This is a genomic window from Pseudomonas sp. P4_B4 (assembly GCF_056402255.1).
Genome location: NZ_JBFUHS010000010.1, coordinates 35,576 through 56,259 on the forward strand (window position 1 = coordinate 35,576; position 20,684 = coordinate 56,259).

19 protein-coding genes and 1 tRNA gene are annotated in these 20,684 nt (G+C 59.6%); 11 read left to right on the top strand and 9 right to left on the bottom strand.

The genetic code is table 11. The annotated features are described in order from the left end of the window. Positions 1 to 37: 37 nt before the first annotated feature. A complete protein-coding gene (locus AC1DVE_RS13065; RefSeq protein WP_223456974.1) occupies positions 38 to 1,078 on the bottom strand; it encodes an AraC family transcriptional regulator in 1,041 nt (346 codons plus the stop codon). Between the two features lie 208 nt (positions 1,079 to 1,286). Between AC1DVE_RS13065 and AC1DVE_RS13070 the strand changes: the two genes are divergently transcribed. Continuing rightward, a complete protein-coding gene (locus AC1DVE_RS13070) occupies positions 1,287 to 2,231 on the top strand; it encodes a SphA family protein (RefSeq protein WP_223456982.1) in 945 nt (314 codons plus the stop codon). 101 nt (positions 2,232 to 2,332) lie between these two features. On the opposite strand, the gene AC1DVE_RS13075 is transcribed toward AC1DVE_RS13070, so the two are convergent. The 3 genes from AC1DVE_RS13075 to AC1DVE_RS13085 all read right to left on the bottom strand — a co-directional run bounded on the left by AC1DVE_RS13075 (position 2,333) and on the right by AC1DVE_RS13085 (position 5,419). After that, entirely contained in the window at positions 2,333 to 3,541 is a 1,209-nt protein-coding gene (locus tag AC1DVE_RS13075) for a DSD1 family PLP-dependent enzyme (protein WP_223457024.1), read from the bottom strand. A gap of 74 nt (positions 3,542 to 3,615) precedes the next feature. After that, complete coding sequence (locus AC1DVE_RS13080) at positions 3,616 to 5,010, bottom strand: D-arabinono-1,4-lactone oxidase (protein ID WP_411741607.1); 1,395 nt, start codon at positions 5,008 to 5,010, stop codon at positions 3,616 to 3,618. Between the two features lie 22 nt (positions 5,011 to 5,032). Next, entirely contained in the window at positions 5,033 to 5,419 is a 387-nt protein-coding gene (locus AC1DVE_RS13085; RefSeq protein ID WP_223456984.1) for a c-type cytochrome, read from the bottom strand. 266 nt (positions 5,420 to 5,685) lie between these two features. On the opposite strand from AC1DVE_RS13085, the gene AC1DVE_RS13090 reads away from it, so the two are divergent. Together AC1DVE_RS13090 and AC1DVE_RS13095 are read left to right on the top strand one after the other, a co-directional pair. Continuing rightward, complete coding sequence (locus AC1DVE_RS13090) at positions 5,686 to 7,311, top strand: NADP-dependent glyceraldehyde-3-phosphate dehydrogenase (protein WP_223456985.1); 1,626 nt, start codon at positions 5,686 to 5,688, stop codon at positions 7,309 to 7,311. 44 nt (positions 7,312 to 7,355) lie between these two features. Further along, positions 7,356 to 8,396 carry an FUSC family protein gene (locus AC1DVE_RS13095; protein WP_223456987.1) on the top strand — a complete coding sequence of 347 codons (1,041 nt, stop codon included), beginning with the start codon at positions 7,356 to 7,358 and terminating at the stop codon, positions 8,394 to 8,396. 15 nt (positions 8,397 to 8,411) lie between these two features. Here the strand turns inward: AC1DVE_RS13095 and AC1DVE_RS13100 are convergent, their stop codons facing one another. Next, complete coding sequence (locus AC1DVE_RS13100; RefSeq protein WP_223456989.1) at positions 8,412 to 9,305, bottom strand: DMT family transporter; 894 nt, start codon at positions 9,303 to 9,305, stop codon at positions 8,412 to 8,414. Positions 9,306 to 9,441: 136 nt separating this feature from the next. On the opposite strand from AC1DVE_RS13100, the gene AC1DVE_RS13105 reads away from it, so the two are divergent. Next, positions 9,442 to 9,879, top strand: coding sequence for an Lrp/AsnC family transcriptional regulator (locus AC1DVE_RS13105; protein WP_223456991.1), 438 nt, complete (start codon positions 9,442 to 9,444; stop codon positions 9,877 to 9,879). A gap of 56 nt (positions 9,880 to 9,935) precedes the next feature. Continuing rightward, the gene (locus AC1DVE_RS13110) at positions 9,936 to 10,265 is read left to right on the top strand and encodes a YceK/YidQ family lipoprotein (protein WP_223456993.1); all 330 of its coding nucleotides are present in this window, start codon (positions 9,936 to 9,938) and stop codon (positions 10,263 to 10,265) included. A 59-nt stretch (positions 10,266 to 10,324) separates the two neighbouring features. On the opposite strand, the gene AC1DVE_RS13115 is transcribed toward AC1DVE_RS13110, so the two are convergent. Further along, positions 10,325 to 10,996: a Bax inhibitor-1/YccA family protein gene (locus AC1DVE_RS13115; protein WP_223456995.1), complete on the bottom strand. Its 672-nt coding sequence runs from the start codon at positions 10,994 to 10,996 to the stop codon at positions 10,325 to 10,327. A 123-nt stretch (positions 10,997 to 11,119) separates the two neighbouring features. Between AC1DVE_RS13115 and AC1DVE_RS13120 the strand changes: the two genes are divergently transcribed. The 4 genes from AC1DVE_RS13120 to AC1DVE_RS13135 all read left to right on the top strand — a co-directional run bounded on the left by AC1DVE_RS13120 (position 11,120) and on the right by AC1DVE_RS13135 (position 14,846). Continuing rightward, positions 11,120 to 11,207 (top strand) — tRNA-Ser (locus AC1DVE_RS13120). A gap of 686 nt (positions 11,208 to 11,893) precedes the next feature. After that, entirely contained in the window at positions 11,894 to 12,454 is a 561-nt protein-coding gene (locus AC1DVE_RS13125; RefSeq protein WP_223456997.1) for a lipid-binding SYLF domain-containing protein, read from the top strand. A 225-nt stretch (positions 12,455 to 12,679) separates the two neighbouring features. Next, the gene (gene gltS, locus AC1DVE_RS13130; protein WP_223456999.1) at positions 12,680 to 13,894 is read left to right on the top strand and encodes a sodium/glutamate symporter; all 1,215 of its coding nucleotides are present in this window, start codon (positions 12,680 to 12,682) and stop codon (positions 13,892 to 13,894) included. Between the two features lie 58 nt (positions 13,895 to 13,952). After that, positions 13,953 to 14,846, top strand: a complete 894-nt coding sequence (locus AC1DVE_RS13135) for a LysR family transcriptional regulator (RefSeq protein WP_223457001.1) — start codon at positions 13,953 to 13,955, stop codon at positions 14,844 to 14,846. On the opposite strand, the gene AC1DVE_RS13140 is transcribed toward AC1DVE_RS13135, so the two are convergent. From AC1DVE_RS13140 to AC1DVE_RS13150, 3 genes are all read right to left on the bottom strand, one after another. Further along, the gene (locus tag AC1DVE_RS13140) at positions 14,834 to 16,000 is read right to left on the bottom strand and encodes a (R)-mandelonitrile lyase (protein ID WP_223457009.1); all 1,167 of its coding nucleotides are present in this window, start codon (positions 15,998 to 16,000) and stop codon (positions 14,834 to 14,836) included. The genes AC1DVE_RS13135 and AC1DVE_RS13140 overlap by 13 nt on opposite strands. An 18-nt stretch (positions 16,001 to 16,018) precedes the next feature. Continuing rightward, the gene (locus AC1DVE_RS13145; RefSeq protein ID WP_223457010.1) at positions 16,019 to 17,074 is read right to left on the bottom strand and encodes an alpha/beta hydrolase; all 1,056 of its coding nucleotides are present in this window, start codon (positions 17,072 to 17,074) and stop codon (positions 16,019 to 16,021) included. Positions 17,075 to 17,135: 61 nt separating this feature from the next. Continuing rightward, the gene (locus AC1DVE_RS13150) at positions 17,136 to 18,239 is read right to left on the bottom strand and encodes an alpha/beta hydrolase (protein ID WP_223457012.1); all 1,104 of its coding nucleotides are present in this window, start codon (positions 18,237 to 18,239) and stop codon (positions 17,136 to 17,138) included. Positions 18,240 to 18,446: 207 nt separating this feature from the next. Between AC1DVE_RS13150 and AC1DVE_RS13155 the strand changes: the two genes are divergently transcribed. Both AC1DVE_RS13155 and AC1DVE_RS13160 read left to right on the top strand, forming a co-directional pair. Continuing rightward, on the top strand, positions 18,447 to 18,746 hold the full coding sequence (locus tag AC1DVE_RS13155) for a hypothetical protein (protein ID WP_223457014.1): 300 nt from the start codon (positions 18,447 to 18,449) through the stop codon (positions 18,744 to 18,746). A gap of 160 nt (positions 18,747 to 18,906) precedes the next feature. Beyond that, the gene (locus AC1DVE_RS13160; protein WP_223457015.1) at positions 18,907 to 20,646 is read left to right on the top strand and encodes a dipeptidase; all 1,740 of its coding nucleotides are present in this window, start codon (positions 18,907 to 18,909) and stop codon (positions 20,644 to 20,646) included. Positions 20,647 to 20,684: the final 38 nt, after the last annotated feature.

A 20,684-nucleotide genomic window follows, 5' to 3' on the forward strand; every position in this document is an offset into this window, starting at 1 on the left:
CTGTGGTGAGGGGGCAAGCCCCCTCTCCACAAAAAGATCAGACCACGCTGGGGCTTTCGTTACGGAACGCACTCGGGCTCATGCCGGTCCAGCGCTTGAACGCCCGGCGAAAGCTGCGCACGTCGCTATAGCCGACTTCCTCGGTGATGCGTTCGATGGACATGTCCGGGTTGGCCAGCAGGCTCATGGTGCGGGCCTGGCGCACTTGTTCCAGCAGCGTTTCAAACGTCAGCGCGTGTTCGGTAAGGCGGCGGCGCAAGGTGCGGCTACTCATGTTCAGGTCGCCGGCGATTTTCTCGATGTGGCTGCCCTCGGTCAGGTCCCGGGCAATCGCCCGTTCCACCGCCTGGATCAGATCCATTTTCTGGTGCACCTGCGCGGCTTCCAGTTCGAGCAATTTCACGGCCTGACGCAGGGCCAGGGAATGGTGATTGGGCAAGTGAACGTCCAGCCAATACGCATCGATCACCATGCGGTTTTGCAGGCAACCGAAACGCACGTCCGGCCCGAGCAGGCGCGAATATTCGCCGAGATAGTCCGGCGCGGCATGCATGAACTCCACGGCCATCGGCTTGAAATCCGCCCCGACCAGCGCCCGGCCGTACACCAGCAAGCTGGCGAAAAACTCCTCGACCGCGAACAACTGCACGTCGGCGAACGGCAAGCGGCATTCAGCGTCGACAAACACCCGATCCCCCGCCTCCTCCACACTCGACACGACAATGCCGCCAGAGGTGTGTTGATGGCGAATGCCCAACTCGAAGGCATCGCGCAGGGTCTTGCACAGCGACAACACATGCCCCAACAACCCCAACGTACCGAGCACATTCTGCGCGCCGACCCACAAGCCCAATCCCTGATTGGGCAAGGCCTTGAGCGCGCGCTGAATCATGGCCACGGCCTGGCGATAGGAAATACGCTGCGCCGGGTCCTGCAGGTCTTCAAAGGTAAAACCCAACCCTCGGCACAGGCTCTCGGGGTGGATGCCTTTTTGTTCGGCGACTTCGGCCAGGGTCTGCAGGAGAAACGGCGACACCAGCGCCAGTTCAAAGGTGGGATCGGTCACTTTCATTTGCATGGGGCCATACATTCCGGGTCGAGCTGCATTCTTATTTTTGTAACCGGTTATGTCGAAGGAAGTTAGCACAGGGTGCAAAGGCTGTCCGCAGAAGTCCCCCTAAATGGCCGCCAATACCCTGCCTTGYAGGGCGCAGACAGCTTATTTCTATGTTGCGGCCCTCGTATGGATGCCGGACAGCCCGCTAACAATAATAATGAGTACACCCATGATCCCGACCCGCACGACACTTCCCCTACTGGTCATTGGCCTGGCCGGCGTCTGCGCCCTGCAACCGGCACTGGCCACCGAGGCTGGCGTGGACAACATCGGCCCCGGCACCGACGGTTTTTTCATGTTGCCGCTTTCGCCCGACAGCCTTCCGGACAACATGGTTGCGTTCAACCTCTACTACAACCACTACAAAGCCACGAAACTGAACATCAGTTCGCTCGGCGGCAAGGTGCCGAACGTCGAGATCGAGTCCACGGCGGTCGTTCCGCGCCTGGATTACCTCAGCCCGGTGCGAGTGTTTGGCGGCCGGCTGGCCGGCTACATCGCGCAGCCCTGGCTCAAGCAGGAGGTCGCAGTGTTCGGCTTGCAGGACACCCGCGAAGGCATGGGCGACACCACGGTCGCGCCGATCATTCTCTGGGACATGGGCAAGAACCTGACCCTCGGCGCCGCCATTGAAATCACCGTGCCGACCGGCGAGTACAGCGTTGACCGCCTGGCCAACACCAGCAACAACTTCTACACCTACAAACCACTGTTTTCCTTCACCTGGCTGCCGACGGACAGCACCGAGGTGTCGATGAAGACCACCTACAGTTTCAACGAGAAAAACAAGGACACCGATTACAAGTCGGGGCAGATTTTCCACTTCGACTATTCGGCCAGTTTCAAGATCACCGACGACCTGATGCTCGGGTTGAACGGCTACTACCTCAAGCAAACCACCGACGACAAACAGTTCGGCCACACCGTGCAGTTCAATGGCCAGGACGTAAATGACGGGGTTCGCGGACAGGTGTTTGCGATTGGTCCGGCGCTACACTGGACCTTTCTCAAATACGCCAGCGCGGAGATTCGCTGGGCCAAGGAATTCGACGTGGAAAACCGGCCTGAAGGGGAAATGCTTTGGGCGAAGGTCAGTATTCCCTATGCGTTTTGACTGACCCCTTCGCGAGCAGGCTCGCTCCCACACTCTGGAATGCATTTCCCTGTGGGAGCGAGCCTGCTCGCGATAGCGGTTTAACAGACTCAGAATCTTCCTCAGGAATACACCGACCAGCTATCCACAATCTTCCCACCCCGAACCGCCAGCAAATCCCCGAACTGCAACAACACCGACTCCGTCTGGGTCGGGCGCAAGAACACCTGATCCTCAATTGTCAGCCCCACCGCCGCCGAACCATTGACCATTTCCTGGTTCGAGCTGCGGCCATACACGCCATTGTTCTGCAACCCCGCTGGCGATTCGAACTCCGCCATCCAGTTCCCGCCATAGATAAAAAACGTCTCGCGCTGATTGGTGTCCCACCAGGAAAACAGCCTGGACTTGTCATCCAGCGCCGGAATATTCACCGCCCCGGTGTTTTTCAACACCGGCGTGGCGATATAAGCGGCCGGCACATGCTCCACCAGTGACGGCAAATCATAATGAGTGGGCTTGAGCAGCCCCGTCCCTACCGACACTTCGCTGCTGAGCTGTTCGTGTTCATGCATGCGATAGCTCGGGCTGCCGGCCGTGTTGAGGGTCAGCCCTTCGCGCCACAAACCAGGGTATTGCTGGCGAGTGAAGTCGACGCAGCGGTGGTAAATCACCATCACCTTGGCAAACAGCTCCTCGGGCGAGCCCAGAATCCCCGGCACGCCCATGCCCACGAACGGGTCGTAGCCCATGAACCCGGCAAATTCCAGGTGCTGCGGGTGCTGGCTGATCAGCGCCAGCATCTGCCCGAGTATGCCAAGGTCGCTGACGCCACCGCGATGCAGCCCGACATCCAGTTCGATGTTCACCCGCATTCGCGTGCCCAGCCCTTGAGCCAGGGCAAGGTATTGCTGCAGGCGCTCCGGTGTATCGAGCAACCATTGCAATTGCTTCGAAGGGTCGAAAGGCCCCTTGTGCGACTGATAGAACAGCTCGGCCGAACGCACCGGCAGCGGCTTGCCCAACAGAATATCGGCCCCGGGAAACTGCACCGCATCATGGTTGAGAAAGGGTTGGTGAAACGACATCAGCCGTTGGCTGCCGGCGCGCTGGGCGATGTAGGCCAGGAGCCCCGGTGCCGGCAGTGACTTTTCCACCAGGCGCAGGTGTTTGCCGGCGCGCTTGACCGATTGCATCACCACATCGATGTTGTGATCCAGCCGATCAAGGTCGATCAACATCACCGGTCGCATCGGGCCGTGGTCCTTGAGTTCGCGGTTCAGCATACGGAAGTAATCGCTGTACGGTGCGCCTCGGTCACCCGGCCGCAGCCACGCCCCGACCCCCACCAACAAGGCGCCGACACCCGCGGTGCCAAGCAAGAAATTGCGGCGATTGACGGCCATCAGTTCACCCCCAGAATCGATGACAAATGCGCATTGAGAAATTTGCCGCTGGGGTCGAGCGCCTGCCGCACCTGGATGAATTCCTGCCAGCGCGGGTACAGCGGCTGCAGGTTTTTCGCGTTCAGGGTATGCAACTTGCCCCAGTGTGGCCGGCCGTTGTACTTCCAGAAAATCGGCTCGATGGCGGCGAAGAAGTTGTGATGATCCATCTGGTAATGCTGGTGGACCGAGATCGAACAGCTGTCGCGGCCTTCGAACATGCTCAGGGGAATGTCGTCGGCCTTGACGTACCGGTATTCAATCGGAAACCAGGTGCGCAGGTCCTTGTCCTGGATCAGCTTGAGGATTTCGCGTAAACAGGCCGGGCCGTATTCGGCCGGCACGGAATATTCCATTTCGTTGAAACGTACCGTGCGCACGTTGGCGTAGATGTCGAACGAGTCACCCACCCGGTCATCGAAACTGGCCAGGTGGCGCAGGTTATTGAGCATGGTGCGGCGCAGGTCCGGGAAGTCGCTGGCGTATTTGTCGATCTTCTCGATCAGCGTGACAAACTCGTTGCCGCCCTCCTCATCCGCCGGCACCGGCGGTGTGGCCGGGTCGGTGGTTTCGTTCAGGGCGATCGACAAGGCGTAGTCGGAATGGGTCACCACAAGCATTTCCCAGTGCTGGTTTTCCCGGGTGTTCTTGTCCAGGTCTTCCAGTAACTCTTCGGTCTTGGCGATCCACTGTCGCTCCCGCAAGCGATACGCCGAGCGGTTTTGTAGACGAATTTTCGTGGCCACCCCGAGTGCGCCTAGCGACACCCGCGCCGCGTTGAACACCTGCGGATGACGCGTACTGTCGCAGTCCAATACCTCGCCGCTGGCGATCACCAACTGCAAGCCACAGACATGCGCCGAATACGATTGAAAGTTCTTGCCGGTACCGTGGGTCGAGGTCGAGATCGCGCCCGCCAGGGTCTGATAATCGATGTCAGCCATGTTTTGCAGGGCCTGGCCGATGTCCTTGAGCGGCGTGCCCATGCGTGACATCGGCGTACCGGCGGCGAACTCGGCCTGCAGCGTTTTCGCATCGTGATCGAGCAAACCGGTGAAATAGCTCAGCGACAGCAAGGTGCCGTCGGTGGGCACCAGCGCGCTGAAGGAGTGCGCTGAGCCTACCGGACGAATCTTGCCGGGGGCCTGGCGCACCACTTGCGTCAACTCATCCAGGTTCTTGGGCGCCAGCCGCGCCGCCGGCAGGCAACTCTGGCCGCCCGACCAGTTGCGCCAGGGAATCAGGCGTGGCGCGCGCAGCAGTTCGGCCAGTGCCGGTGTTGAGCCGAGCACGGTAAAGGCGCCAATGACGCTCACCCGCTGCAACAACTGACGCCGAGTCAGGTCCATCGTCATGAATCGCACCCTGCCGTTCTTGTTATTGGATTTGCTGGCCGGACATAAAGGCAATCAGCGCCAGGAACTGTTCTTGCGAACACTGCATGCACATGCCCATCGGCGGCATGCCGTTGTAACCGTTGATCGCGTGGTCGAGCAGCGTGTCGGCGCCCTGCAATACCCGTGGTTGCCAGGCCTTGATGTCGCCGGTCAGCGGCGCCCCGGCCGCCGGGTTGGCGTGGCAAAGCTTGCAGCTGTTGTCGTAGACCTGCGCCAGCTCTGCGTCGGCGGGCCGCGCGGCACCTGCTTCGCTGCGGGTCGGCGGTTTGTTCGGCTCTTCGCCGCACGCTGCCAGCAACGCCGCAAAGACACACCCCGCCAAGGCCAAACAAAGGCTAGGCTTTTCAGTTAATCGGCTTGCCTGCATGGCTGTCCTCTCATTGGCTGCCCGGCCAGCCGGGTGCAGCTTTTTTTTGTTGTGATCAAGGAGAGTCAACATTAAGGCACCCCGCGTGGGCGGGTTGAGGGCATTGGGGGCCAACAAGGGGAGCTTCTGAGGCCATGACGGCAGGCATCGAAAAGTCCTCGGACATCACACTGTGCGGAAAAACGCTGAGATGAGTCATGACAAGCGTTGCTGAGGTCTGCTAAAACGATTCATCAGTGCATCAGCCAATCCAGAGGGGTAGCGACATGACCACAGCCAATATTCTCCAGAACCTGTTCCCAAGCCCCGCCGACATCCCGGAAAAGTACCGACTTGATGGCCCGACCGAGCAACGTGAGTACCTGGTCGATGGCCAACTCAGAACCTGGAATGGGCCGCTGGCCCAGGTCCGCAGCCCGGTGTACCTGGCAGGCCCGAATGGCGACGAGCAAGTGATCCTCGGCAGCACGCCGCTGCTGGATGCCGACACCGCGTTGACCGCCCTCGACGCGGCCGTCCGCGCCTACGACCGCGGCCAGGGATTGTGGCCGACCATGCGCGTGGCCGAGCGCATCCAGCACGTCGAAACCTTCCTCAGGCGCATGCGCGAGCAGCGCGATGCCGTGGTCAAGTTGCTGATGTGGGAAATCGGCAAGAACCTCAAGGACTCGGAAAAAGAGTTCGACCGCACCTGCGACTACATCGTCGACACCATCAACGCGCTGAAAGAACTCGACCGCCGCTCCAGCCGTTTCGAACTGGAACAGGACACCCTCGGCCAGATCCGTCGTGTGCCGATGGGCGTCGCCCTGTGCATGGGGCCTTACAACTATCCGTTGAACGAAACCTTCACCACGCTGATCCCGGCGCTGATCATGGGCAACACCGTGGTGTTCAAACCGGCCAAACTCGGCGTGCTGCTGATTCGCCCGCTGCTGGAAGCCTTCCGCGACAGCTTCCCGATCGGGGTGATCAACGTCATCTACGGCAGCGGCCGCGAGACGGTCAGTGCGCTGATGGCCAGCGGCAAGATCGATATCTTTGCCTTCATTGGCACCAACAAGGCCGCCAGTGACCTGAAAAAACTCCATCCCAAACCCCACCGCTTGCGCGCAGCGCTGGGCCTGGATGCAAAAAACCCGGGCATCGTCCTGCCGGAAGTGGATCTGGACAATGCAGTCAGTGAAGCGGTGACCGGCTCGCTGTCGTTCAATGGCCAGCGCTGCACCGCGCTGAAGATCCTGTTTGTCCACGAAGACGTGGTCGAGTCCTTCATCGACAAATTCAATGCCAGGCTCGCCAACCTCAAACCCGGCATGCCCTGGGAAACTGGCGTAACCCTGACGCCACTGCCGGAATCGGGCAAGGTCGACTATCTGCATGCACTGGTGGCGGACGCTGAGAGCAAGGGCGCCAAGGTGGTCAACCCCAACGGTGGCGAGGCTCGTGCGTCGTTTTTCTACCCGGCGGTGCTGTACCCGGTCACGCCGCAGATGCGGGTTTATCAGGAAGAACAGTTCGGCCCGGTCATCCCCATCGTGTCGTACCGTCATCTGGATACCGTGATCGACTACGTGCTGGAGTCGGACTTCGGCCAGCAATTGAGCATCTTCGGCACCAACCCGGTGGCGGTCGGCCGGCTGGTGGACACCTTCGCCAATCAGGTCGGGCGCATCAACCTCAATGCCCAGTGCCAGCGCGGCCCGGACACCTATCCCTTCAATGGCCGCAAGAACTCGGCCGAAGGCACCTTGTCGGTACATGACGCACTGCGGGTGTTTTCGATCCGCACATTGGTAGCCACCAAGTTCCAGGAGACCAACAAGGACCTGATCAGCGAGATCATCAGCGGCCGCAGTTCGAGCTTCCTGACCACCGACTACATCTTCTGAGGAGAGCCAGCCTGAGTACATCCAGAGCCCATCGGCTGCCACCCTTGCTGCGCCGACTGCTGCGTCCGTTGCTGGACCCGTACCGGCGCTACCGCCATGCCCGGGTGATCCACGCGGTGCGGGTGTCGCTCGGGTTGCTGGCGACGATCCTGCTGACCACCGGGATCAATCTGCCCCACGGTGAGTGGGCGTCGGTGACGATGCTGGTGGTGATCGGCGGCTTGCAGCACCACGGCAACATCGGCAAGAAAGCCGCCGAGCGCGCCATCGGCACCCTGATCGGTGCCGGTGTCGGCTTGGTGCTGGTGGCACAACAGGCCTGGCTCGGGATGCCCTGGCTGACCTATTTCGCGATGTCGGTGGTCTGCGGGTTTTTCTCGTATCACGCCATCGGCAAGGGTGGTTACACCGCGCTGCTATCGGCGATTACCGTGTTCATCGTTGCCGGGCACGGCGACAACCCGGTCACCGATGGCTTGTGGCGCGGGGTGGATATCCTGATCGGCATTGCCCTGGCCCTGGCGTTTTCCTTCGCCCTGCCGCTGTACGCGGTTTATTCCTGGCGCTACAACCTGGCCGATGCGCTGCGTGATTGCGCGAAAATCTACGGGCGCATCATTGACGGCCAGGCCATCACCGCCGACGAACACCTCAAGCTCATGACCCGCCTGAACGCGGCGATGGTGCAACTTCGCTCACTGATGCCATCGGTGTCCAAGGAAGTGAAGATTTCCATGACCGAACTCGATGCCCTCCAGCGCAACCTGCGCATGTGCGTCAGCACCCTGGAAATCCTCGGCAATACCCGACCGGATGCCAATGACCCCGAGGCGATGTCGCTGATGCAAACGGCATTGAAAGCCGAGCATCGGCAGATTCGCGTGCATTTGATCGGCATGGCCCGGGCGTTGAAATCAGGCGCCGCCCAGCGGCTCAATCGGCCCGTGGATGTGCCGCTTGTCAGCCTCGATGCGCCGGTCTACAACACGCTGGACGGCTATCGTTTATTGACTCAACAACTAGCCGCCAACGTCGGCGAGATGCGCCAGCGACTGGCCAGTAACGCGTCGCGCTGGAACATCTGACGCCTGGGTCGCGGATTACGGCGTCACCGTGCGCCGAAACTTCAGTGACCAGCCTTGTTGCATGCCGGCAGCGGCCAGCAGAATCGCCGCAACGCCGATCCATTGCAGTGGCTCCAGGCGATGGCCGAAGGCAAACCAGTCGACGAAAATCGCCGCGATCGGATAGATGAAGGACAGCGCGCCCGTCAGCGCAGTCGGCAGTTTTTGAATCGCGCCGTACAACAACACGTACATCACGCCGGTGTGCACCATACCCAGCGTCACCAGGCTGGCCCACGCGCTCGGCGCCTGCGGCAATACCGAAAGATTCGCGAATGGCGCGAGCAACAACACGCCAGTGCTGACCTGAATCAGCGCGATCAAATGCGGCGGGGTGCCCGTCAAACGCTTGATGATCAACGCGGCAATCGCGTAGAGAAACGCCGCGCCCAAGGCCAAGGCAATGCCCATCAGGTAATCGCCGCCGCTTTCGCCCTGGCTGCCATGGGCGCTGACAATCGCCAGCATCCCGAGAAACGAAACGCCCAGCCAGGTCAGTTTCTGCGCGGTGATCTTTTCGTTGAGGAACAACGCCGCCAGCCCGACCAGCATGAACGGCTGGACGTTATAGACGGCGGTGCCGATGGCAATTGACGCCCGGGAATAGGACGCGAACAACAGCACCCAGTTGCCGACAATCGCCACACCGCTGAGCACAGCCAGCAGGAACGTGGTGCGGGTCAGAATGCCGGGGCGCAGAAAGCCGAAAGCCGCGCAAATCAGCAGCAAGGTAACGGCACCGAACAGGCAGCGCCAGAACACCACATCCAGCACCGGTTGCCCGGACACCAGCACGAACCAGCCGATGGTGCCGGAGATCAGCATGGCGGCCGTCATTTCGAACGAACCGCGGCGTAGGGATTTGTCCATCATCAGACTCCTGTGTTTGTGGCCAAAGTATGCCAATGCACCCAGGCGCTACTCCAGAGCAAAAAGCAGGCTAAACTCTGGATCTGCCTTTTTTATCAAGGCTGTTTCGAAAAACTGCCTAACAGAGGATTTCGCCATGACCGATGACATCGACCAGCTGCTGATCACGGCGCTGATGGAAGACTCGCGACGCTCGCTCAAGGCCCTGGCGCAAATCAGCGGCCTGTCCTCCCCCAGTGTTGCCGAGCGTTTGCGCCGCCTGGAAGAACGCGGCGTGCTCAAGAGCTACACCGTAGAAATCGACCCGAAATGCTTTGGCTATCAACTCCAGGCCATCGTGCGCATTCGCCCATTGCCGGGGCAGTTGCAGGAAGTGGAACGGCAAATCATGGCCATTCCCGAATTCACCGAATGCGACAAGGTCACCGGCGACGACTGTTTCATTGCGCGCCTGCATGTGCGTTCGATGGAACAACTGGACACCCTGCTCGACCGCCTCAACACACACGCTGAAACCAATACGGCGATCGTCAAGAAAACCCCGGTCAAGCGCCGGTTGCCGCCCATGGCGTGAGTGATATTTGTTTCAGCCTGAAGTAAATTGACGGTTTCCGGCGAAGGATTGACGGCATGAAAACTCTGGCAATGCTGCTCGTGGCAATGATGCTTGCGGGTTGCGGCACGATTCAGACGGTTGTACGCAGTGACGAAGTGGCCGCAAAAAGCCTCAAGGACCACAAGAGTTATTGCGGCGCGGTACCACGAATCTACAGCGGCGTGACCTACGACTTTTGCACGCTGAATGCGCCCCTGGAAAAAGGCCGCGATGAGCAGGTACATGATAGTGCCCCTGCCATTGTGCTGATCGACGTGGTCATCTCCGGCGCACTCGATACCTTGTTACTGCCCTACACCATCTACCGCCAGCAAGCCGATGGCAGCATTGTCATTGCAGAGTAATCCTGAATTTCTGGTAATAAAAAACCCGCCTAGGCGGGTTTTTTACTCAGTGCCGACGATCAGTCATCACGGCCCATGATGCCGAACAGCTGCAACAGGCTGATGAACAGGTTGTAGATCGATACATACAGGCTGATGGTAGCCATGATGTAGTTACGCTCGCCGCCATGAATGATGGCGCTGGTCTGGAACAGAATGCAGACCGAGGAGAACAGCACGAAACCTGCACTGATCGCCAGTTGCAGGCCGCTGATCTGGAAGAACATGCCCGCCAGCGTCGCACCCAGCAGCACGAAGAAGCCCGCCGTGATGAAACCGCCGAGGAAGCTCATGTCCTTGCGGGTAATCAGCACATACGCCGACAGACCGCCGAACACCAGCGCCGTCATCGCGAAAGCCGAGCTGACCACTTCAGCGCCGCCTTGCATACCCAGGTAACGGTTAAGAATCGGGCCAAGCAGGAAACCCATGAAACCGGTCAGGGCAAATGCCGACACCAGGCCCCAGGCCGAATCACGGAGTTTGTTGGTGAGGAAGAAAAGACCGTAGAAGCCGATCAGCACCACGAACACGTTCGGGTAGCCAACACGCATCTGCTGGGCAACGAAAGCCATTACACCGCTGAATGCGAGGGTCAGGGCGAGCAAGCCGTATGTGTTGCGCAGGACGCGGCTAACCTCTAGCTGCTCAGCCTGCACGCTGTTATTAACTGCGTAATCCTGTTCGCGCATGGCGACACTCCTGTTGGTTTGAAACGTTCAGTCGCAAAGATCATAACAGACGCCCTGTAACAAGCTATGCAGAGAGTTTGACAGTGTGTTTCATTCAGGTATTATGGCGCCCGCAACGCAAACGGAGGTGTGGCCGAGTGGTTTAAGGCAACGGTCTTGAAAACCGTCGACTGTAACAGGTCCATGAGTTCGAATCCCATCGCCTCCGCCATCTTTATACGACAAAGCCCTGATTATTCAGGGCTTTGTCGTTTCTGGGGTTTGGCGAAAATCTCGCCGCTCGACAAGCGTTCCATAATTTTCTCAAGAAAATTGTAGCTTCCGCTAAATTGACCAGCCCGACAGCGATCAGCTCTTCGTGTCAGCCCTGTCATATCGTCGTCACATCCACCCATCACAATGGGATCAGCCAAATGGATTTGGCCCATCTACAGAAAGCCCGGCCGACGCCGGGCTTTTTCATTACTACGATATGCTTTTCACGAAACGCTCACAAGATGGAGCGCAGATTGGATGCACAAAAGGATTTGACCCCAAACAGAAGGCCCGCCATTGCGCGGGCCTTTTGCTGCCTGCATTGAGCGCGTGACGAACCGATTTCAACTGTGATTCAACCGGGCGATTTCAATCCTTCACAAAGTGAAACTGGCGGCCAGAAGCAGAACCGACAGCGAACCCGGCCGATACGCAGTGGTCATATCAGCTGATGGCAGCGCAAATGATCAGTGGCCCCGGGCCAAGGTCGCGGACCAAGGTCGCAAACCAACTACAATCACGAGCGATGCTTGCGATTCACACACTTCAGGGTGCGCCGGATAACCTCAGTGGGTTCGGTTCCTGCGTGATGCAGGCGCTTTCCGCTGCTCTGATCCAATGCTCCCTCAGCGGAGTACGCAAATGACTCAATCAATGCGGTTCTTCCTCTCGTTCTTCCTCGCGACGGCAACATTGGCATCGGCAGGTTTCCTGAACAATGCCGGAGCGGCCACCGCCGAGGATCTGAATACCGACGCTCGACAAGCGTTGCAAACGCTCTACAAGACCCATCCATTTTCCGAAACCATCTCGCACCAAGCCAAGGCGGTGCTGGTTTTCCCGAACATCATCAAGGCGGGACTTGTGTTCGGCGGCAGCTATGGTGAAGGCGTTTTAATGAAGGGCACGAAAGTCGAGAACTACTACAACTCCGTCAGCGGTTCATGGGGGCTGCAGGCCGGCGCCCAGTCGTACGGCTATGCGGTTTTCCTGATGACCGATAAAGCCGTGAAATATGTAGCCGAAACCAAGGGCTGGGAAATCGGTGTGGGGCCAACGGTTGTCGTGGTTGATGAAGGGGCTGCGAAGAACCTGTCCAGCTCGACGCTGAAAGACGACGCCTACGCGTTCATCTTCGACCAGCAAGGATTAATGGCGGGGGTCAGTATCGAGGGAACGAAGATTTCTCTGATCAAACGCTGAAGTCAGCCGCTTGATTGGCCATCGGGAGCGTGATGACAGCCTATGCCAACCCGGATGGGTTTTCCCGTTTAGGCTAGGCTGTCCTCACTCCTGGCGCACAGACGCACCTGATGATTGGGAAGCTATCTGGACGAGCAAGGCTGTTTCGACCGTTCATTGATACAGGTCTAAACATTGAACGAGCGAATCCTGATAATGATTTTTCAGTTTTTAGGTAGGCCTTAAATGACTTCACAGCTCTTCCAGGTTCACGGCCTCGTGAGTTTTACCCTCGCCATTCTCCTGCTTTTTCTCGGCAAGACCCTCGTCCAGCACAACGCCTTTCTGCGTCAATACTGTATCCCCGAATCGGTGGTTGGCGGTTTCGTCTGTGCAGCGGTTACGTCCTTGCTTTACTTCGGTCTGAAGATCCAGATCGAGTTCGATCTGCAAGTTCGCGACACCCTGCTGCTCTATTTCTTTGCCGGCATTGGCTTGAAATCGGACATGCGCCAACTGCTCAAGGGTGGGCGCCCGCTGCTGATCCTGCTGTTACTCGCCGCTGTGTTCATTCTGCTGCAGAACTCGCTGGGCATGGGTGTGGCCGAGGTTTTTGGACTTGATCCCAAGGCGGGCTTGATGGTGGGCTCCATTTCCCTCACGGGTGGGGTAGGCACCACCCTGGCCTGGGCACCGCTTTTCGTCGAAAAACTGGGCATCAGTAACGCGCACGAACTGGGCATCGCCAGCAACACCGTCGGCCTGATTGCCGCCTGCGTCATCGGCGGCCCAATCGCCAACCAGCTGATACGCCGTTATCAACTGACGCCGTCCAGGGATGCGGAGCTGGAAGTCGGCATTCTCGAGCAACAACCGAGCAAGGCGCTGGACTACTACGACGTGCTCTGGGCCTGGATGTGGCTCAACCTGACCCTGATGGCCGGTTACGGGCTCAACCTGGTGCTGGTCGATGCCGGCGTCACCCTGCCAAAATTTGTAAGTTGCCTGTTCGCGGGCATCGTCATTCACCACCTCGTTCTCGCCTTTGTGGGTTATCAACGACTGAAAACCTGGAGCGGTGCCAGCCTGGGTCTGTCGCTGATCTCCGATATCTGCCTGGGCATGTTTTTGACCATGGCCCTGATGGGGCTTCAGCTATGGCAGCTCAACGGTGCGCTGATGTTCATTCTGTGCGCATTGACCCTGCAAATTCTGCTGACGGTCACCTATACGTATTTCGTGGTCTTCCGCTTTATGGGGCGCAATTACGAAGCCAGCGTGATTGCTTCCGGATTCGGCGGGATTGCCCTCGGTTCCACGGCGACGGCCATCGTCAACATGTCGACCGTGACGCAAAAGTACGGCGCGGCGCACCAGGCCTTCCTGATCGTGCCGCTGGTGTGTGGCTTTTTCATTGACCTGGTCAATGCCGTGATCATCAGCATGTTCAGTGGTCTGTAGCGCTACGATTGGTCCTAAAATGGCATAATCGCAACTGGTTCATAACAGGTGCGCATAAATGACCGTCGAAAGCTACGACCAACTGGCGATCTTCTCGGCCGTGGCACAAGAGCGCAGTTTCACCCGTGCCGCCGCCAAGCTGGGCATGTCGCAACCGGCCTTGAGCCGGGCCATGCGCCAGCTGGAGGATCGACTGGGCGTCAGGCTGCTGTCGCGCACCACGCGCAGCGTTTCACCGACTGAAGCCGGTGAGCATCTGCTGCGAGTGATCGCCCCCAGGTTCGAAGAAATCGACACCGAGCTGGCCTTGCTCAGCGAATTTCGAGACAAGCCGGCGGGCAAATTGCGGATCACGGCCGGCGAGCATTCAGCGATCACGATTCTGCACCCTGTGCTCGCAAAATTGCTGCCGGACAATCCCGACCTCAGCATCGAAATCATCGTCGACTACGGTTTGACTGACATCGTGGCGGAAGGCTTCGACGCCGGCGTCCGCTTGGGTGAACAGGTCGCCAAGGACATGATCGCGACACGCATCGGTCCCGACATGCGCATGGCGGTTGTCGGTTCTCCGGCGTATTTCGCCCGATACTCAAAGCCAGTCGTCCCGATCGATCTGATGCAGCACAACTGCATCACCCTGCGCATGCCGACTTACGGTGGGCTGTATCTGTGGGAGTTCGAGAAAAATGGCCAGGAATTGAAAGTCCGTGTCGAAGGCCAATTGGTGTTCAACAACATTGCCATGCGCCTGGAGGCCGCCCTTCAGGGCTTGGGCCTGGCCTATATGCCGGAGGACCTGGTGCGCGAGCATATCGCGCTGGGCCGGTTGATCCACGTGCTCGCGGACTGGTGCGAGCCGTTCTCTGGCTACCACCTCTATTACCCGAGCCGGCGCCAGAGCTCGCCGGCCTTTACCTTGCTACGCGAAACCCTGCGCTATCCGGGCTGATTGGCCTGGGTGGCGTCCAGCGCCTCGGTTGCCCGTTTGGCTGCATCGGTATCACCCTGATCGGCCAGTAGCCGGGCCAGCTGACGCAATTGCGCAACGGTCAGACCGACCCGCAGGCTGGCGGCCATGTGCGAGCGCAGTTGCGACTCTACCCCGGGCGTGGCGGCCAGCGCGGCGACGGTAGCCAGCTCCCGGCTTTGCCAGTCAAGGTTGTCGCGCTCGAAAATGTCGCCGAACAAATGCGCTTGCAGGTACCGGTTGATGACAGGGACGAAGTCGAACAGCGGACCCTGGACAGGCGCCCCGGCAATGCGCGTCTGGTTGGCCTTGCCGACCGCCAGTAACTCATCGCCGACGGGAATGACGCGACCGGGCTCGCGCCCCGGCTCGTCCTGAACGCCGCGATGTTCACGCGCTTCAACCACTTTCATCAACTCGCCCAGTGCATTGAGGCTGCGCGGAAAGCCGCTGTAGGCGTAGAGCTGCACCAGTATTTCCTTGGCCTCGTTGACCGTCAGCCCGGCATCCAGCCCCTGGTTCAAGGCTGTATTGAGTCGAGGAATATTGCTCGTGGCCATGGCGGCGGCAATCAAAGGGATGGCCTGTTGTCTGGCGGACAGTGTCTCTGAGGCCGGTTGAGCCACTGTTTGCGGCGCAATGGCCCCGCGGGGGCCGTACTGGGCATCGGTCACTTTCTCCAGCCACTGCACGTTTTTGCCATCCACCGCCCCGGTCACGGCCAGATGCGTCATGGCGCTGGCAGGCGCCGCCCCATGCCAGTGCTTGACACCCGGCGGGCAGACAATCACATCGCCGGGATGGATTTCCTGCACGGGCTTGCCCCACTCCTGCGTCAGGCCCACACCAGACACCACCACCAATCGCTGGCCGGCAGGATGGGTGTGCCAGGCCGAACGTGCGCCCGGCTCGAAGGTGACGTAAGCGCCGGACGCATTGATCTCGCCCGTGGCGGAAAACAACGGATCGACGCGCACCTGCCCGGTGAAATATTCAGCAGGTCCGGTGGCCGAAGCCTGGCTGCCTGCCCGGCTGATCTGCTGGGCGGCGCGGGGCTCACTGATATTGTCTGCCCCGGCGGCACCGGCGAAAGGAGCCGCGGCGCACACCGCGATGCCCAAAAGAGTGTTCTTCATACTGGCGGATCCTTCAGATCAGAGGGTTCGAGCGTAGAACGCATTCAACTGGTCAATGGCGACGTCCACATACTCAGGCACCCAATAGGTTTCGATATGGGTCGCACCATCGATCGTGAACAGTTTCTTGTCCCGGGTTCCGGTGGCCTTGGCGAACGCCTGCTCTGACATGTACAGGCTGTCGGCCTTACTGCCGGCGATCATCAGCAACGGCTTGTCGATCAATTCGATCTGATCCGTGGCATCGAAACTCATCAGGTCCAGCAGACTGCTCTGGGTGTACCTGAAGGTCGAATTCGGGTGGGCGTGGGTCTTGCCGTAATACTCGAAGCCCTGCCGGTACAGATCAAACGGCAACTTGGCGATCTGCTCATCGGTCAGTTTGGCATCGCCGACATAGAGCACCTCCCCGCCCGCCGCTTCCTGTGCGCGGGCAGCCGAAGCCTGTTGCAAGCGCTCCTGAATCGTCGACAGTTGCGAGTCCCGGTAACCATTGCGGCGTACCAGCCCGGAGTTGAACATGCTCACGGTCGCGATCGACTGGAAGCGCTTGTCGGTTTGCGCCGCCTTCAACGAATAGCCCCCGCCGCCGCAGATACCGAGCAAGCCCAGTCGCGTGCTATCGACGCCGGGATAGCTGGCGATGAAGTCCGCCATGCCATGGATGTCCTCGATGCGCAACGCCGGCTTGTCGATGTTGCGCGGCTGGCCACCGCTGGCGCCCTGATACGCCGCGTCCGCCGTGATCGTGATGTAGCCCTGATCAGCCAGGCGCTGGGCGTACAGACCGGCGACCTGCTCCTTCACCCCGCCATTGGGATGCGCCACGACGACGGCCGGATATTTCTTCCCCGCGTCATAATTGGCCGGGGTGTAGACGTTGGCGGCAATGTCCAGGCCATTGAGTTTGTAGGTGACCGGGTGGATGTTGACCTTGCCCGGCTCGTTCTTCACCAGCGCGCCAGCGTAGGCCAAGGTGTACGGATTCTGTTTGTAGTCTGCCGCCTCGGCTTCAACGCCGGACATACCGATCATGGCGGCCATGAGAGTGGCCTTTATCGTGGTTCGCATCATGTGAATACTCCTGACATTTCCAGTTTCCAAGGGGGCGCGGCAGCGATTGCCATGCTCGTTATCAATCCAGGTTTTTCTCGGCGAGAAACTGCGAAACCAGATCCGCGATCTCGACGTTGTTCAGGTCCGAAAACGGGAAGTGGCTGTTGCCCCTGATACCGATCTCGGGCAAGTGAATGAGCCGAACGTCACCGCCATGGCGGTTCACCGTGTCTCGCCACAGGCGAGCCATTTCAAGCCGGGCACGCCAGCTGTCCTGTGCAGGCAAACGAACCGGTTTGTCCGGGATGTTGTCGCCGTAGAACATCAGAATGGGGATGTGGGTCAGCGCGTCGAACTGCGCCTTCGATACGACCTGTGCCGAGAGCGTGTCGAACGCACTGGGAATCGGCGCCGGAACCTCGCCTTCCGGGAACACGAAGCTGCTTCCCGGCTCGAACGCCACGATGGCCCGCACATTGCGGCTCTTGATCGCCGTCAACCAACCGGGGCCACCGCCCTGTGAATGAGTGAACAGGATGGTCGGCCCGGTCTTTTCCAGCAGCGCGGATACGCCATCGGAGGCGACTTCAATGTCGTAAGGACCGGTGTTGGGCGTCATCGAACGGAAGAATTGCTCCAGCGCCTGCGGCCCACGGGGAAACTGACTGCCCTCGAAGATCTCTGGCCACAGGCCGATGCGGAACTGGTTGAACCACAGTTGCTCGTCCGGCACAGGCTTGATCGTCGCTTCCACCAGGCCGCGCCCCGCGTCGCCACGGCGCGGTTGGTCGATCAGGTAAGTGGAGAAACCGCGCCGCAGGAAGATGTTCTGAAACCCTTCCCGGCCATCGGCCGTGGTTTCCCAGGACTTTGCCGATTGCCCTGCGCCATGCCACATGACGATGGGCAACGGGTGAGTGTCGACCGGCACCTGATAGAAGGCATACACATGGTCCCCATGGTAGGTCTGGCCATCAGGCAGCATCGGCTTGTAGGGATCAAAACGCCCCGGCTGGGTGATCAGCCCTCCGCCGGCCATCAGGCTTCCCTGCTCCTTGATGACTAGCGGGCCAAGCTCGCTACGCTCGTCAGCCTCTACGAACGCACCGGCGGTCAGGGTGAAACAGAGCGTACCCGCCTTGATTGCTGCGTGCGCGCACTTGCGGATGGAGTCCTGGGTCATGAGTTGCTCTCGACTGGTCATCGAAGAGATGCAACTTACCTTTCAGGTATTAATTTATGAATAGATGCAATCGGATAGCACTGATACCAAAAACACATAACTCAGTTGATTGAGGCAAAACCCGGCCAAAGGTGGATGATGTCCTGACAGGGGCCTAATCTTAATAGGCACGACCTTGAATACGCCTCTTGCTACAGGGGAACCGAGATGACGGGAAAAACTGCGCGCCAATACTCGCCATGGATCCTGCTTTCCCTGCTCGCCATCGACCTGGCACTGACAGCGGGATGTTCAGGCAAAGCCACCACGGCTCGCTATTCAGCCCCAAACACTGGTTCAACCTGCTACGCAAAAGCCCTCCCCACTGTCGGCGAAGGTGGCCTCGCCTGGGCGGACACCTTGGACATGGCTCGCCAGAAATCCCTGGATAATTGCGCCCGTTATGCAGGCCGATCCGGCGGCACGCCGAATACCTGCCACGTGGTGATGGCGGAATGTAAGCATTGATAGAGCGGTCTTTCATTTCTGCGCCGCTTTTGCATTACTGTGCGACAGATCCCACTTCAGGGGCTCCCGTTTCACACGCTCGCGGTGTTAGTTTTGAAATGTTTCTGATCAACCGATCAGATATTTCTTACAAACCGCCTGCAAAGGAATGCCCCCTGCAATGGATTTTTCACTCAAGCACCTGGCTGCGACCACCCTCATGCTCGCCAGCCTTTCGTCGTTCACCACCGCTGCCCACGCCAACATCACCCCGCAACAAAGCGCGATCATCCTCAAGACCTTCAGCGATGCATCGGTCAAGGATTTCAGGCAGTTCCTGGGAAGTCTGGCCAAGAGCGATATCGCCAAAACCGACGACCTCGGCCCGGCCATCCGTGCGTTCCAGGGCAACAAGACGCTTACCGCCGGGCAGCAAAATGAAATCCATCGCCTGCTTGGCCTCTATGCCCGGGTGAAATACGGCAGCGCGGCCACCGAAACCTTGAAGGAGCTGGTGGCCATTCCGACCGTACGCGTGGACGGTGTTGACCAGCACGACAATCCTGAATTCCTCAAGATTGCCGAGAAGATCAAGGGCCTGGCCCAGGCGTTCAACCTGAACTTTCGCAACATCGACAACCGCGTCTACGAGATCTCCCTGGAAGGCAGCGGCGATGAAGTCGTGGGCATTCACGCCCATGCCGATGTGGTGCCGGTGACGCCGGAGAACTGGGTGCTGCAGGACGGCACCCGCCTCGACCCGTTCAAGGTCACCCTGATCGGCGATCGCATGTATGGCCGTGGCACCGAGGATGACAAGAACGGCATCGTGGTGGCGCTCTACGCCATGAAGATCATCAAGGAAGAGCAGCTGCCGCTGGCCCGCAACTTCAAGCTGCTGGTGGACACCACCGAAGAGACCAGCGGCGATGCCATCCCCTACTACTTCGAACGCAACCCCACCCCCAACTACAACCTGGCGCTGGATGGCGGCTACCCGGTGGTGATCGCCGAAAAAGGCTACGGCACGGTCATGGCCAGCTTCGCCAAGCGCACTGCGCAAGGCAAAGGTGCGGAAATCACCTCGATGACTGGCGGCCTGGCCACTAACCAGATTCCGTCGACATCGGTCGCGACCCTGGTGACCGACAAGCCCGCGGAACTGGCCGCCAGCCTGCAAAAGGCCGGCACCGAATATGCCAAGCGCAACGGCGGCAACTTCGAGGTCGCCGCCAAGGTCGACGGCAAGGACGTCAAACTGACGGTCACCGGTGTGTCCGCCCACTCCTCCGAGCCCGAGTCCGGCGTCAACCCGGTGGCCAGGATGCTCGACTTCATCAATAGCCTCAACGGCAAGGTCGCGCTCAAGCACAACCAGATCACGGACGCCGCCCGCTACGCCGCCGACAACTGGGGGCTGGACTACCTGGGTGGCAAGTTGGGGGTCGGTTTTTCCGATGCGTTCATGGGCCCGCTGACCACCTCCCTGACCTATGTCGGGATAGATGACAAAGCCTTCAAACTCGCGGTCAACCTGCGCGTGCCGAAGGGCAAGACGCCGGAGGTGCTCAAGTCCGAAATCGCCGCAAAGCTGGACGCCTGGAGCAAGAAGACCAGCATCGCACCGGCCTTCGACCTGTCGATTGCCGAACCGATGTACCGCAACCCCGAGGGTGAATGGGTCAAGGCCTTGCTCGCCGTGGCCAGCGAAAACCTCGGCATGGAACACAAATTCGACACCTCCGCCGGTGCCACGTCCGTGCATGAACTGCCCAACGGCGTGCAATTTGGCCTGGCCATGCCGAACGTCAAATACACCGGCCACAACGACAACGAGTTCAAGACCACCGAGCAGTTCCTGCTGGACTTGCAGATCGTGACCGAGATGATGGGCCGCATCGGGCAATTGCCGAAACTTTGATGCCCTATCGGACCCGCCCTTCTGGCGGGTCCAACTCC